Raw genomic sequence first — 14,944 nt, forward strand, 5'->3', positions numbered from 1 at the left:
GAATTAGATACCTACATTGCTGATCTGCTTCATCAGGTTACCCGGCGCTTTGTAGCCTGGGGCTTTTGGATGGTGTTTCATTACCTGCGCCGACAGGGGCATTCATGGAACCACAAGCGGGTATACCGGATCTGGAAAGCTGAAGAGCTGCATTTACGATTGCCGCCGAAGCGCCCCAAGATCAGTCGTAAATATCAGGACCTGTTGGCTCCCGATCACATCAATGAGGGATGGGGTATAGATTTTTTGAGTGATTGGGTAGTAGGTCCTAATCAGGAAAGCGTACGGGTGATCAATATTATTGATGAACATTCCCGCAAGGCACTTTGGTCAGAAGCCTATTCGAGTATTTCAGCCAGAACTTTAATCGAAGTCCTCAACCTGGTGGTGCAATGGAGAGGCTGTCCGGCTTACATCCGGTGCGATAACGGGCCGGAATTCATCTCCCAAAAACTACAGGAATGGGCTAATGAACATGGTGTTGAATTACGTTTTATTCAACCTGGTAAACCCAGCCAAAATGGCTTGGTCGAGCGATTGAATAAAACCTTAAGAGTTGAATGTCTCAATCTGGAATGGTTCTCCAGCCTAGAGGCGCTGAACGAAAAGATCCAGGAATGGAGTGTCATTTATAACACCATCCGGCCACATAGCTCAATTGGCTACAAAACCCCGGATGAAATCGAATTACAAAATCAGAGTCTCTACTTTAGAGTGGTTGCGCATTAGGGGAAGAGCACACAGGTTTGAAGTCGCTGAATGACGCCATCGATACCACTACCCCACAGGGCAAGCTGACGTTTCATTTGTTTGCTTCCCTGGCAGAGTTTGAAAGAGACATTATCCGGGAACGCACCAAAGCAGGACTCGAAGCAGCTCGCGCACGTGGACGGAAAGGGGGACGACCGAAAGGGCTTTCGAAGGAGGCGAAGGATAAAGCTATGATCGCAGAGACACTTTATAGAAATGGAGAAATGTCAGTAACTGATATTTGCAAGCATTTGGGAATTGCAAGGAGTACATTGTATAAATACCTAAAATATCGGAAGGTAAAAATTAATTAATACTTTGTAGTCAAATTAGGTTTTCAAATGAAAGGTTGGATTACTCTGATTTTATAAATAGCAAATTAACTAACTATCCTATGTTATAAATCCCAATATAAATGAAACCAGATCAAACAGCAGCGACCAACGACCCTGGCGATGAGACATTAAAGAGGTATCGATTTCAAGCTACTTATTCGGCAATTATGTCAATAGGTTTACTGAATGATGGAAAAACAAAATTCCAGGAAATATTTTGTGAACATCATGAAGATATACTTGTAAAAAAGATAAATGGCAAATTTATTGGAATTCAAGTTAAAACCCAAGATTTATCAAGAGGAGCATTCAATTCCGGTGATGATGCAATCAACAAAACACTACACAGATTTGTAGATCTTTATCAATCCTTCCCCGACTCTTTTGAACGATTTGTTATTGCTAGCAACACTGGGTTTAGCAATAAGAAGGAAGTTTCCAGCTTGACATATATTCTAGAAGAAGCGCAGAAGCCTCAAAGTTTATGCGATCCTAAAGTAATTAAGTGGATTCAAAAGAAAGCTAAAAAGTATGGCTGTTTAGATAGTGATTTCCTGAATGTTTTGAAGATGATTGTTCTTGATCCCGGCCTCAGTGGACTCGATGAGATTAATTACAAGCTTATTCAACTACTTAGTCAAGAAGACATCTTTAAAGATAAAACGCTATCGGAATTGGGTAAAATTGCCGATAACTTGGTTATGCACCATTTGAATGCCTCCTCTTTAAAAATCACAAACCCACTCAACTCTTATTTTGCTTATTCTGATGATCCTGAAAATGAGAAAACAAAAGAAAAAATAGATGGAAAGAGATTTACAAAAGAGAAAATAAGCCAATTCTTTTTGGAACATCAAAGTGAAAATATTGCAATTGAACTTAAAGATAAGTTACCAGAAACAGATAAAATTTCTTCCTCTCAAAAACTCGAAGTCAAATTAGATTCGGGTGGGATCTCATATGAAAATATGTTATTGTTGAAAGATAACAAATACTCAATGGAAGAAAAATTGGTTAGTTGGCTTCATAAATGGGGAGAAGCGAAGACTACTAAAAAATATAATCAGGTTAAATCCATAGTACATGGGGAATGTCAATTAGCCTATGACAAGTGCTACAAAAAAGGAAATCTAATCACAGGAAATCCTAAATTTGGAACTGAGATGTTAGTTAATCTTAAAGAAAACTTGAAGGATAGATATTCAACTGATAAGGAGTTGTTTTTTGACTGTTTCCCGGAGCACCTATATGGTATGGCAGGCATTTTGACAGAAGAATGTAAAGTTTGGTGGAGTAAAAAATTCAAAATCTAAACTATGGAGCTCTATCAGATTCTAAACGAACTTGATCAGGCGGAAGATGTGCATTTAGGTAGAATTTTAATTCTCTTAAATGAGTTTAGTCAAGGGAAAAGAGAAAAAAAGATAGAAGGCCTAACGAAACTGGCTAAACTGGATTTTTTGTTGCGGTATCCTCTTTACTTGGAAAGGGCGTTAATAGCAAGGAGAAAAAGCACAAAGAATGTTCAAATTTTACCACACGAAAAGGATAGTGTTGAGTCTAAAATGGTCAGATACAAATATGGGCCCTGGGATTTTAGATATAGAAAATTTATCAACATTCTCATAGGGTTAGGATTAGCATACTACGAACAAGAAGGAAAGAGAATAAATATTGGGATTACACCTAAAGGCAAAGAATATGCTGAAAAACTATTGCAGACTCATTCTTTCGATGATGTAAGAAGAAGAGCAAAACTCGTAAAAACGAATTTTGACTTATCTGCAACCTCTTTAATGAAATTTATTTATCAGACTTTCCCGGAAATCGGAAGCTTAGACCTCGGCAAAGAAATCCAACATGAAAATTAGACTAAAAAGATTAACGTTACAGTGTAGACAATCCAGAGAAATTCTTGATTTAGATCATCAAGTTAATTTTTTTCACGGCAAGATTAGCGCAGGTAAATCATCGATTGTTCGACTAATAAATTACTGCTTAGGAGGCAAGCTGGAAAAAACTACAGCTATACAAAAAGAGTTAGTTTCTGCCAGTCTTTTTGTAGAAATTGGAGGAAATCAAGTTCTGCTTGAACGGACAATTGAATCCAATGATATACAAGCAACTTGGAAGAATGTAAATGGCGAAGAATTCTCAGTTTTGGCTCCTATTGCCACTGCCGGGGGCCCCATTTGGGAGGATGACATTTTTAGTTTATCTGACCTGCTGTTTTATTTTTTTAACATCGCTCCAATAAAAGTAAAGAAGAGTAAGGTTCAAGATAGCTCTCCCCTAGTGAGGTTAAGTTTCAGAGATTTCATGTGGTATTCCTATTTGGATCAAGATCATTTAGATTCATCTTTCTTTCGTCTAGAAGATACTTTCAAGAGCAATAAGAGTAAAGATGTGATGCGCTTTGTTGTTGGGTACTATTCCGAGAAGCTAAGTCAACTTGAAATTCGATTAGAGGATTTTTCTAAAGAAAAAGCCGGTAAAACAAGCGCTGTAGCTGAATTGAAAAAGTTCTTGGTACGTTTTGGATATGATTCTACTGAAAAAGTTGAAAAAGAAATTAGTGAGACGGCCGAGAAGTTGTCTGTAGCTAAAATCGAACGGAAGAAATTAGAAGAAGGATATATTAAAGCAACCCATTCCGGAGATACCTTGAGAAAACAAATACTCCCATTGGTTGAAATCATTGCTCAAAAAGAGGAAGCTCTTTTTGATTTAAAAGAGCGTATAATTGAGCAGAAGTCCTTGCGATCTGAGCTGATTTCATCAAAGTTTAAGCTTACAAGAGCAGAGTCAGTAGATAATGTGTTATCCGGTGTTTCTTTCGAAAGTTGCCCACAATGTGGTACAAATATTCAGAAGAGAGTCATTCCTACAGACCACTGCTCCCTTTGCCAAAGTGAACTTAAAAAAAATGATAATGAAGAAACCTTAAGCTCGAATGCCGATATTTTTCGATTGGAACTTGATGATAGAATCAAAGAACTTGATAACTCAATAGCATTTCATAATCGTGCGACAATCAGCCTTGCTAAAGAATTAGTTGACTTTAGGAATCAAAAAAAGAAATTAGACGAAGATCTTCGCAATAAACTTCAGGTTTATGAATCGCAGTACCTGGCTGGCTTCAGAGAGGTTGACTCTAATATTGCCAAGTATGAAGAACGACTAAAATCTCAGCAAAATATGCTTCAAATTCCAAAAGAGATCAACGCGCTCGAAGAACAAATTGACAAGCTGACTTTAGAGATAAAAAAGGTTAGGGATAATATAAGGAATGAACAAAGTAAGTTAAACCAAGCAAATTTGCATATCTCGGAAATTGAAGAACAGTTTAAGGAATATATGTATGAGGTAGGAGTACCCGGAGTTAGTAAAGAGGATACTGTCGAAATAAACCGAAAAACTTGGGAAGTCCAAATCTATCCAAAAGGTGAAGAGTACCTTAAATGGAATTTCTTTAATGCGGGTAGTGGTGGTAAAAAAACGCTATTTAATGTCTGCTATGCCTTGGCCATTCATAGTGTTGCCGCCAGGAATGAGCTCCCTCTCCCTACTCTCCTAATGATTGATACACCAATGAAGAATATTGGGGAAGATGTAAACGAAGATCTATTCAATAACTTTTATAATCTTCTGTATTCGTTGGCCAATTCTGTGCTTAAAAACACACAGTTTGTCATCATTGACAAAGAATTTTTTAAACCACAGATTGAAGATATTGATTTACAGTCTAGGTTTATGACTCCAGATGATGATAATCACCCTCCACTTATTAGATATTATAGAGGGGCATAAAATAGCCGTAAATCCCTGCCAATCAATACTCTTAATCTATCCCCCTGGTTTTCGCAAAGCCAAAAAACCTCAAAATGAAAGAAAAAAATTTCTGGATGGTAAGAGCCGGCGAAGGAGGTCGGTTGATCGAAGATTTTCTATCCAAAAAAATCGTTGCGATTGGTTGGAATGATATTGGAGATCTGAGCAAAATTGAAGACCTCGATCAGCTTAAAGCAAAATTTAGAGAAGCTTATCCAGAGGCTAGCGATGGTCAGGTCAATAATAACACGGGCCAGATTTACCGGTTCTTAAAGATTTTCAAAGAAGGTGATCTCGTTGTCACATATGATTCAGCAGGACGAATCTATTCAGTGGGTAAAATAACTTCGCATTACCAGTATGATCCTAATCTAATGGAATACCACCATGTCAGAAGCGTAGATTGGATCAGAGAGGTCTCCAGAGACGATCTATCAACGACTTCAAAGAACTCACTTGGCTCTACCCTTTCTATTTTTCAAATAAAAGATCTGACGGCAAAAGAACTATTAGGAAAACCAATAGACAAAGAAGAAGAAATTGAAAGAGAAGAAGAGACACTGGATGTCATAAAAGAGGATCTGGAGGCTAAAGCACTCGAGTTTATCAAAGACCAAATATCCCAGTTAAGTTGGGAGGATATGGAAGATTTGGTAGCTGGAGTGTTGCGAGGTATGGGCTATAAGACTATGGTAAGCCCCAAAGGCCCTGATCGAGGGAAAGACATCATGGCTTCACCGGATGGCCTGGGACTGGAAGATCCTAAGATTTTGGTGGAGGTAAAACATCGAAAAGCATCAATGGGTGCGCCCGAAATAAGAAGCTTCTTGGGAGGATTGAGGGCGAATGTAAAAGGTGTCTATGTTTCCACCGGAGGATTTTCTAAAGAAGCTAAATATGAAGCTGATCGCGCGAACAATCCGACCACATTGGTGGACCTTGACATGCTGGTCGGTCTTATCATACAGCATTATGATAATTTCGATTCAGAGACTAGGGCATTGGTGCCTTTGAAGAAGATTTACTGGCCACTGTAGGTTTTTTATTTCACTTCTTGTCTGTTGACGAACAAATTTGGTCCCATGAAATCATATCCCATTATCAAAATTCCATATGGCCTTAAAAATTTGAAGGAACAAAGGCCGCCGCTTCCTCAAAAGCCAGTTGCTCCAAAACCGCCTGAAAGACAGAAAAATTTGCCAGTTGCTCCAACCTATGAAGCCCCCCCTGTACCCCAGGAATCTAAGTCTGATTATGGTTGTTTTTGGTATCCTACAATAGGGGGAATAGTTCTATTTCTTATTTTGGGAGGTTCGAACGATCCTGATGAGTATATATTCTTCATCATTTGCTCAATAATTGCTGCAATTATTGGTATTTGGGCCTTAGTTAAAGGGTCAAATGAAAATCAAGACAAACAAGTAAAGTATATCCAGGCAAAGAATGCATATCCAAAATTAGAACAATTAGCTTTACTCGATCATAAAACTAAGTTGAAGAAACATAACGATGAATTATTAAAAATAGAGAGTGACTATGAGGAAAGGCTAGATCTTTTTAGGAATTATGAGTATCCCATGTATCTAGCAGAATTAGATACTTATGAAAAGCAGATTGATAGAATCAATGCATCTGAAAATATTGAAAACTTCCAATTAGAACTAAGGAAAAAAAACTTTGCCAATGCCGTTAAACCAAGTTTGCATCCAACAATAAATGAAATAAAAACAGGAGTTAGCGAAAGTTTTTTCTTAGGCTATTTGAAAAAATATTTTGGCAATAAGATTTATCAAAACTATGCATTGGTGAAAGAGAATATTTCAAAACCATATCTACCTGATTTCACCCTGTATGATAGAGAAATTGGTTATTGTATTGATATTGAAATTGATGAACCATATATTGGAAAGAATGGTAAGCCAATTCATTTTGTTGAAAGTGAACATGACGTAAAAAGAGATTCTTTTTTCAATTCTAAGGGTTGGGTTGTAATAAGATTCGCTGAGAAACAGGTCATAGAGTATCCAAATGAATGTTGCTGGGTAATTTTGGAAGTTCTAAATGAGATTTGTGAAGGCATTGCAAATTTTGAATACAATTCTGATTTTCTACTTCCCTCAATTAAGCAATGGACCAAAGATGAAGCCCATGAAATGGCTTTCAAACGAATTAGAAATTCATATTTAAAGACTGAATTCATTGAAAAGCTTAACGAAGAGGAGCATGAAATATCCGAGCACTTTATTCTTGAAATTCCAAAGGAAAAACCTGAGCCAATAAAAGTCAAAAATGACAGTAAAAAAGAAGAGCCACGTATCAGTCCAAAATATGATTTTGATGATGATTTGCCATTTTGATTAAAATCAGAAAAAGGTCTTAATGTAAATAAAAATAATTATTCGATGACCTATATCGCTGGATTCAAAAATAAGGATTCTGTCTTTATCGTTGGGGACTCTTCGATAACTTATTTAAATAAAAGGACCTTTAAAAGAAAGAGAACTACAATTGGCCAGAAAGTAATTGAATTATCAGGGCAATTTACTCATGAGGAATGTTTGAAAATTTACAATATTGAAAATAAGCTGATTTTAGGTTTTGCAGGGCAAGTTGAGGTAGCACTTAACTTCATTCAAACTCTTTGAAAAGAAATTGATTGGTCGGACATCCATACGTCGACAGGAAGAGCATTATGGGTAAACAAATACCCAAGAAAAATGCAGCTGATTTTAGGCTTCTTTCAAAATGATCAACCTCATTTATTGTCATACAATTGCGATAATGAGGATGGATATAGGGAAATCAAAGTTCATGATAAATCTATACAAATCGGAAACCTGGGAGCCGCTTATCAAAACTTTAGCAAAGATGTCTCAAATCTTTTGTGGCTAAAACAGAAGGAGCTTTCTGATGATGAAGTTTTAGTTATGTTATGTACTGCTCATTTACAAATCAGTATCTCTGGCGATTTACTGAGAAAGGGGGTTGGAGGTTTTTTTTCGGGAAACTATATCAATAAAGAAGGAGTAACTTGGCTTAAAGACACTACTTTTATTTTATACTCTTTGAATGAAGAAGAAATAAGAAAAGGGACCCGCGATCCAAATATTATCTTCCCTGATGCTGTTGTAATCAATCAAGCCATAAGAGATGAGGTTGTTGTTGTTGAGACTCCATATGGAGAACTTGGAGATCAGTGGAGGGTATTTAGAAACTGTATCAGACCCACAGCTACGAAAAGAGAAAGAGAAGAAAGGCAAGCTTTAGAAAACAGCTGGAATAAGAAATGGCATTTTACACTAAGACAGGAATTAGGCAATGCCATCTCTGATTATTACTGCTTTATGACAAGAAAAGATGATTTTCCTCTAAAAATCACCTTAGTCTCAAAAAATGATAATGAAAATAAGGGTTGGTTTACTTTAAAGAGAATAGATGATGATGGGTTATTTCAAACAGCATTTAAAGATGATTTCCTTAAAAATCTATTCCCCTTAAGTGATCCAAGTGCCCCTTTTGTTTTTCAATGGTTGAGATCTGAATCTCCCGAAAATTAACTAGAGATAAAATACGAGTCGTAAATCACTATACTAAACTGCACAAAGTGCACAAGATCGAACAATTTGCAAAACCTTAATCTTGTGCACCATAACTCAAAGAATACCAGTCCATTAGAGCAAGTGCACAAGATGCACAACATATTTTCATCAAAAAACTCCAGATTTTTTTCTTTTCAACAGCATTACGTTCAAACAACTGAATATCAGCATTTTATTTTTTGATTTTTATTTCCTAAATCTCCGGAAATTTTTTGTGCTTTGCCCAGACAGCTTGCCTCCCCTATTCTGTTAAAGTTTCAGTCTAAATTTTGACAGCAAAAATAATTTGAATTAATGGCGAACAAGAAAGAGGTGAATCGAGTAAAGGCCGTCCTGAAAGAACAGGGGCGATCCCAAAGTTGGCTCGCCGAGAAACTCGGTTACACCTTTGCCACTGTAAATGGATGGTGTAACAATCGAAATCAACCCTACTTGGTGGATATTGTGAGAATGGCCGAGTTGCTTGAAGTAGCACCGGCAGATCTGATAGTGGACGGCGCAAAAAAAGGAAAAGGCCTGACTGAAAGCCAAGCCTTTACTGAATTTAGCTAAATTCTTTTGAAAACGACTGCTGAAACGACGGCTAGCTCCAACTAGTTCGTCATAACATTTTGAAATACAGCCACCTATTCAAAAGCTGAGAGGTTGGGAGCGGATTCGAACCGCCGTACGAGGTTTTGCAGACCTCTGCCTAGCCACTCGGCCACCCAACCGGGTATACGTCCTTTCAAACGCGAACGCAAATATACGTCAATTTTTATGGCTACGCAATCCGAATGAATTTTTTTTTATGTGTTTCTCAAATTAGGTGTTGGGGGTATGCCCTTTCCCGATAGTGAAATAGAAGGTGGTGCCGTCGCCCGGGCGGCTTTCGTACCAGATCTCCCCGCGGTGGAGTTTGACGATCTTTTTGCAGATGGCCAGTCCGATGCCGGAGCCGGGCAGGCTGCGATCCGTCAGTCGCTGAAAGGGTAGAAATACTTTTTTGCTGAAGCTTTCGTCCAGGCCGATGCCGTTGTCTTTAACCGTGAATTTCCAGTGGGTATCAACGTCCTCGGCGGTAATCCGAATTTCCGGTGGCTCTTCGCTCTGGAATTTTATGGCATTGCTCAGGAGGTTTTGAAACAATTGGACCATGCCCGATTTGGAAGCCTGCATGACCGACGGAAGGGGACCGATGTGCAGTTGGGTCTGGGTATCGGCCAGTTCGGAATGTAAGTTGAACTTCACCATGCCCATGATCTCGTTCATATCGATATCGGCAAACATCTCCTTTTGTTCCTGAATGAAGGAGTACTCCAGCAGGTCCTTGATGATGTCGTTCATCTGCCGGGCGCCGGAAGTGATGTACTGCAGAAATTCATCGGCTTCTTCGCCCAGTTGCCCTCCGTAGCGGCGCTGCAGCAGTTGGGCGTAACTGGCAATGGTGCGCAGAGGGCTTTTCAGGTCGTGGGAGGCGATGTAGGAGAACTGCTCCAATTCTTCGTAGGACATCTCCAGCCGGTCCAGGCTTTCCCGTAGTTGGCGGGATTGCTCTTCCAATTGTAATTTTTGCAGCAGCAGGGTCTGGTTGACCTCTTCGATCTCCTCCTGTTTTTTTTGCAGATCGTCTATCGCCTGATTGAGTAGATTGATGGCAATGCTTTTATCCTTCAGGGTACGGGCATTCAGAAAATCCAGTCGCTCCTGATTTTTTTCCAGCACCGGAATAAAAGCGCTACATATCCGCTCCTGCACAGCCGGATCGATCGCCAGTTCGGCCAGTATTTTTCCTAGTGTAGTTTTTAAGTCGTCCATTTTTAAAGATTCTGGTGATCAGGAGCATTACTGATCAACATTCCCGCAGGAGTAATAGCGAGCAGGTCTCATTATGAAAGTCGCAATATCCCTGATCGTCAACGCCCAATTCTCCGTAGGAAAAGAAACCGATCAGCGGTTTTTCCCACTGTTCGTACACCCCTTTGATCTCATCCCCGATAAACGGCCCCAGCGCCGAATGGCGCCCTTTGCAGGAGAAGAGCAGCATGGCGTCCGCCGCCGCGTGCTTTTCGTGAAAGGTGGAGAATTCTGTCAGGGTCTGGTCGATCACATTGATGCCGGGCGACATGGAGAAGCGGAACTGATCGCCTTCACGTACGCCCGCGGCCAGGGTCAGGGAGCCGTCCTCTTCGTTTCCGATCAACGGCGAACGCAGTACCCGGTTGCCGTTTTCCTTGATGATCTGCAGCGGATACTGGGTACTCATATTCTCCAGCGACTGTTTCCGGATCTCCGCACTACTGAAATAACCGAAGTGCTTGATGAAGAAATCCAGCGCCGGCTGATCGTCGATCGTATGCACTACATTGCCGTCCGCCCGGGTGATCGTATGCACGGTACCGATGGCCTCCCAGCCACTGATGGCGATACCTTCGCAGCGCACCTTTTGGTTGTCGAATATCAAGGCGAATAAGGCATTATCACTGATGGCGGTATTCGAAAAGACCAATGTCCGGGAAAGTTGCAGATCGTCGCCGGCAAGCGCCCCGAAGATGGGACGGTTCAGATCACCGAAGGCCGTTTTGAACCCGTCAATAATGTTATCCGCATTTACACTGAAACCGCCCGAGAAGACCACGGAGGCCGGTTCTTCAAAACAGGATAGTGCGAAATGTCCAAGGTCTACGGCTTGCTGGTGGGTACATTCCTGATCGGGACTCGACTCGTAGATCCGGAAGGTAGATGGTTCCGGATCCAGCAGGAGACAGACGATCGATTGATCGAAAAATGATCCGTCGCAGATCTCACCGGCAGAGGTGCACCCGACACAGGTAATATCTCTTTGCTGAAAAATAACCTGAATAGTGGAGATATCCTGTTCGATCGAACAGAATACAATGGCTAGAGTAGGTTGAAACTGATGGTTGATGCAAGCGTCAACTTTCACTTCCAGATCCCTCGGATCCTGAGTAGCAAAAGAATGGCTGTTCATGGCGTTTATCGTTTGGTTCAGTAACCGGAGCAAAGTTTTTCGGAAAAACAGACGGCGTTCGGGCTTTGTCCCCTGCTGCCTTCTCTGTGAAGATAATAAATCTCCCGGAAGATCAGTATATTAGGGCAATTGTCGTAATTTAAGTATACTCTAAACTGATAAAAAAGTTCTAAAAAATTTACTTATGGAATTTCGGCGTATCCTCCTGATGATCACTCTGCTTTTTTTGTTCTCCCATTCCGGCTTTTCCCAACTCGACCGGGTATCCGGTTTTTGGAAAGGAACCTTCACCTGTCCCAAGACCGGAGAAGATATCGAGATCGAACTTCAATTGGTAACCAGCCCGCGGGAAAACGGGAAAAAAGACCGGAATTACGTCCTGGGTGCCGCCCGGGGCAGCGGCAAGCAACGGATCAATGACCGCCTCTACGACTTTCAGTTCAACTCCTTTGTACACAAAGATAATTCGATCACGGCCCGGATCTACCGGCTGACGGAAGAGAAACAAAAAGATCCGGACCCGAGTCTGGGTCAGGACGTCATTTTGCTGCTGGAAAAACGAAATGGGAAATATGTCATGACGGGAAACTGGGTGTATCAGGATGATGCTTCCCGGGACTGTGCCCGCGGCAATATCACGCTGGAACGCACGCGATCCACGATCCGGCCCTGATGCTTAACGCAACAGCAATACCGTCCCTTTTTTCTCGATAAGCTGTCCGCTGTTCTGTTTCATTTTGATGAGGTAAACGTACATGCCCTGCGGAAGCGGCCGTCCGTTCTTGCGACCATCCCAGCCGATGCTTAGATCCTGGCTTTCAAAGATGATCCCGCCGTAGCGGTCGTAAATGGTCATCAGGTATTCCTGCGATCCACCGAACTGCAGTACCGGTTTGAATTCGCGATTGACGCCATTGGGCACAAAGGCATTGGGTACAAAGAGTTTGGCCGACTGCTCCAGACAGACCACATTGGAAACGGACTGAACCGTTATCGACTGTCCCGAAAGGGCCACTTCTTCATTACTGACCACGTAGTAGCAGAGGGCTGCCTGTGAGGGATCCGTCAGATCAACGGGATCTACGTGCGTGCGTCCACTTTCGCTGTACGTCGCTTCAAAGGTTTCGCTGGCCCCCATGATCCGGTATACCTCGTAGGAAGATACCTGTCCTGCTTCATTAGCGTAAGGCGTCCAGTTCAATACATTTTCGCTGTTATCACCGGTGGAGCCGCTCAAATAAATAGTACTGGCCGCATTGGACACGATCATATTACCACACTGATCCTCCGCTTCAATACGATAGGTCAAAGGACCGGAATTGGCGAGGGCAGTCATATCCAGAAACTGCTCGTCTTCGGCCATAATGTCCGTAAGCGGCGAAAAATCCGAGCCATTGTCGGAGCGGAAAAGCGTTGCGGAGCGCAGGGGCACATCGGGTTCCAATACCCAGTTTACGGTGACGGATTCGGGAGCGACTTCCAGATTGGTCACTACCAGGTCCCTTACGGCCTGCACTACGCCTACTTCCACACAGGTTTCATTGGATAAGGACATATCGCCACTGCCCGCCGCTACCGCCTGTACCTTAAAGCAGAACAGGCTGCCGTCATTGGTAGCCGGAAAAGTAAACGTATTGACCGTACCTTCCACGGCACCCGCCAGCATATACGGACCGGGGGTTCCGCTAAGCGTTTCGCTCACCAGGATCTCGTAACGTTCCACGCCTTCGGGCCAGTTGATGTATTCCGTCCAGCGTAGGTTGACCTCCTGGCTGCAACTGTCTACGGAAACGATCTCCGTAAAAATAGTCTGATGGGGATCGGGCACCAGACTGACATTGCCACAGGGATCGAGCGCGACCACAAAATAGGTTTCCGGTCGCTCTCCGGGTCCGGCCGATAAGTCCGTGTAGACGAGGCTGTCGTAGATCGTATCCAGGATGGTGGTGCCCAGTGCATTCTGTCGGGAGACGATATATCCGATCACTTCGGGCGACGGGCTGGGAGTCCATTCCACACGTACTGTCGTTTCGTCCTCTACCGTTACCAGCCGGATCGGTCCGGCATCGGGTATCCGGTTATCGAGGGTATCCGATCTTAATATTGGTTCTCCGGCACACTCCAGATCGCTTTCCAGATAATAATACCAGGTTTGGTTGCCGGCGCCATCGTGGTAGTAGGAAGACTGGTTTTGGTTCGTTACCGTATCCAGGACATCGTACGGCCCGGTTATGTCCTGACTGCTGTAGATGAGGTAGCCGTTGAACGTACCGCAGTTATTTACGGGCGTGTTCCAGCGCAGGGTGTCGTTCTGAACACAGAGGAATTCCGGCGCATTGATCTGCGCCTGCAGTGGAGAAGAAAGTGGAAAGAGGAAGGCAATTAAAATAGCAATTTGAAAAATTGACCGGTATCCCAAATGCTTAAAGTCTGAGTTCATTAGTCTGTCGTCTTTAATCGTTCCGCAGCTTTTTGTTCGAGTTGTTCCATCGGATAACGATCCGCCAGTTCGTAAGCGATGGATTGCGCCCCCAGATTCTTCCGATAATAGACCAATCCAATACCTTTAGCGTAGATCTCCTCACCGTCAAATCGAGGCTCGATACTTCCTTCCGTCACCGAATTATCTTCCACCAGTTCACGTACTTCAAAGCGGACCGCATCGTAGGAATTACCCTGTACGGTATAGGTTGTATCGCCTACATAACGCCGATTTTTTATCAGTGTTGTGGTATTGCCTGTTTCATTTGGAAAATCAAATCGCACCTTGTAAAGAAATATACCGCTGCTGTCGCTCACGGAGAATGGGAAGACATTTCCAACCAGTACTTCCGCCGCGATCCGCTTTTGCCGGCCGGTCGAATCCGGCACGTACAGGAACAGGTCCTGCAACAGCATGCCGTTGCTCACCAGCTCTTCTCGCACCAGTTGTAGCGGATTGAGATCATACTCGTAATAGGTGCCGGTGAGATAGATCCCTTCATCCTGCAAAAAAGAACGATAATACCAGTAAGCCGGGCTGAGGGAATCCTGACCGATCGGCCGATATTCGTACACCTCCCCTTCCGTCAGCTTCTTCAGCGGAAAGTAGTAATCGCGAATGTCTTTTTGTCCGGATGGATTACAGCCCAGGAATAAGACCAGGGCGCAGGCCAGGGCCGGGAATAAGCGGTGTTCGGTGAAGTTCTTTATCGACATTTTGAGTAATTTGCAAATAGCTATAAAACTGTAAAAATTTCAGTTTGTTATAAATACGTGCCAATATGGCACAAATTGAGCTGTTCAGGCGATATGGTACGATTATCGTTACCGAAAAAGAGCAAGCCTTACCTTGATGGTTTGAAATTGCGATATCTTTGCGGCAGGATACCCCAGCCTGTGTCCTAATTTCGGGACGGATCATCTAAAAACAACCCTGATCCGTCACTACGATTGGCACATTCTGCAAATCCTGGCTT

At 42.5% G+C, this 14,944-nt stretch carries 14 protein-coding genes, 1 tRNA gene and 1 pseudogene; 11 read left to right on the forward strand and 5 right to left on the reverse strand.

Features of this window, described 5'->3' with window-relative positions; all coding sequences use genetic code 11:
- The 10 genes and pseudogenes from CRP01_RS23620 to CRP01_RS23665 all read left to right on the forward strand — a co-directional run.
- Positions 1–729, forward strand: a 729-nt coding sequence (locus CRP01_RS23620) for an IS3 family transposase (RefSeq protein WP_143473513.1), incomplete at its 5' end; no start/stop codon positions are given.
- A gap of 14 nt (positions 730–743) precedes the next feature.
- Positions 744–1,064: pseudogene (locus CRP01_RS23625) on the forward strand (recombinase family protein); the annotation flags it as partial.
- 101 nt (positions 1,065–1,165) lie between these two features.
- On the forward strand, positions 1,166–2,398 hold the full coding sequence (locus CRP01_RS23630; RefSeq protein ID WP_099152586.1) for a dsDNA nuclease domain-containing protein: 1,233 nt from the start codon (positions 1,166–1,168) through the stop codon (positions 2,396–2,398).
- A 3-nt stretch (positions 2,399–2,401) separates the two neighbouring features.
- The gene (locus tag CRP01_RS23635) at positions 2,402–2,956 is read left to right on the forward strand and encodes a hypothetical protein (protein WP_099152587.1); all 555 of its coding nucleotides are present in this window, start codon (positions 2,402–2,404) and stop codon (positions 2,954–2,956) included.
- Positions 2,946–4,895 carry a coiled-coil domain-containing protein gene (locus CRP01_RS23640; RefSeq protein ID WP_099152588.1) on the forward strand — a complete coding sequence of 650 codons (1,950 nt, stop codon included), beginning with the start codon at positions 2,946–2,948 and terminating at the stop codon, positions 4,893–4,895. The genes CRP01_RS23635 and CRP01_RS23640 overlap by 11 nt, the downstream gene beginning before the upstream one ends.
- A gap of 74 nt (positions 4,896–4,969) precedes the next feature.
- Complete coding sequence (locus tag CRP01_RS23645; protein ID WP_099152589.1) at positions 4,970–5,953, forward strand: restriction endonuclease; 984 nt, start codon at positions 4,970–4,972, stop codon at positions 5,951–5,953.
- A 45-nt stretch (positions 5,954–5,998) separates the two neighbouring features.
- On the forward strand, positions 5,999–7,273 hold the full coding sequence (locus CRP01_RS23650; RefSeq protein ID WP_099152590.1) for a DUF559 domain-containing protein: 1,275 nt from the start codon (positions 5,999–6,001) through the stop codon (positions 7,271–7,273).
- A gap of 45 nt (positions 7,274–7,318) precedes the next feature.
- Positions 7,319–7,561, forward strand: a complete 243-nt coding sequence (locus CRP01_RS23655) for a hypothetical protein (RefSeq protein WP_099152591.1) — start codon at positions 7,319–7,321, stop codon at positions 7,559–7,561.
- Between the two features lie 72 nt (positions 7,562–7,633).
- On the forward strand, positions 7,634–8,473 hold the full coding sequence (locus CRP01_RS23660; protein WP_099152592.1) for a hypothetical protein: 840 nt from the start codon (positions 7,634–7,636) through the stop codon (positions 8,471–8,473).
- A 336-nt stretch (positions 8,474–8,809) separates the two neighbouring features.
- Entirely contained in the window at positions 8,810–9,067 is a 258-nt protein-coding gene (locus CRP01_RS23665) for a helix-turn-helix transcriptional regulator (protein WP_099152593.1), read from the forward strand.
- A gap of 90 nt (positions 9,068–9,157) precedes the next feature.
- On the opposite strand, the gene CRP01_RS23670 is transcribed toward CRP01_RS23665, so the two are convergent.
- From CRP01_RS23670 to CRP01_RS23680, 3 genes are all read right to left on the reverse strand, one after another.
- Positions 9,158–9,228 (reverse strand) — tRNA-Cys (locus CRP01_RS23670).
- 91 nt (positions 9,229–9,319) lie between these two features.
- A complete protein-coding gene (locus CRP01_RS23675) occupies positions 9,320–10,312 on the reverse strand; it encodes a sensor histidine kinase (RefSeq protein ID WP_099152594.1) in 993 nt (330 codons plus the stop codon).
- A 34-nt stretch (positions 10,313–10,346) separates the two neighbouring features.
- Positions 10,347–11,486, reverse strand: a complete 1,140-nt coding sequence (locus CRP01_RS23680) for an FIST signal transduction protein (RefSeq protein ID WP_099152595.1) — start codon at positions 11,484–11,486, stop codon at positions 10,347–10,349.
- 184 nt (positions 11,487–11,670) lie between these two features.
- Here CRP01_RS23680 and CRP01_RS23685 point away from each other — a divergent pair, with 184 nt between their 5' ends.
- Positions 11,671–12,159 (forward strand): hypothetical protein, encoded by a 489-nt coding sequence (locus CRP01_RS23685; RefSeq protein WP_099152596.1) that lies wholly within the window; start codon positions 11,671–11,673, stop codon positions 12,157–12,159.
- A 3-nt stretch (positions 12,160–12,162) separates the two neighbouring features.
- Here the strand turns inward: CRP01_RS23685 and CRP01_RS23690 are convergent, their stop codons facing one another.
- Both CRP01_RS23690 and CRP01_RS23695 read right to left on the reverse strand, forming a co-directional pair.
- On the reverse strand, positions 12,163–13,926 hold the full coding sequence (locus CRP01_RS23690; RefSeq protein ID WP_099152597.1) for a T9SS type B sorting domain-containing protein: 1,764 nt from the start codon (positions 13,924–13,926) through the stop codon (positions 12,163–12,165).
- Entirely contained in the window at positions 13,926–14,684 is a 759-nt protein-coding gene (locus CRP01_RS23695) for a hypothetical protein (RefSeq protein WP_099152598.1), read from the reverse strand. The genes CRP01_RS23690 and CRP01_RS23695 overlap by 1 nt, the downstream gene beginning before the upstream one ends.
- Positions 14,685–14,944: the final 260 nt, after the last annotated feature.

The organism is Flavilitoribacter nigricans DSM 23189 = NBRC 102662 (assembly GCF_002646595.1).
GTDB lineage: Bacteria > Bacteroidota > Bacteroidia > Chitinophagales > Saprospiraceae > Flavilitoribacter > Flavilitoribacter nigricans.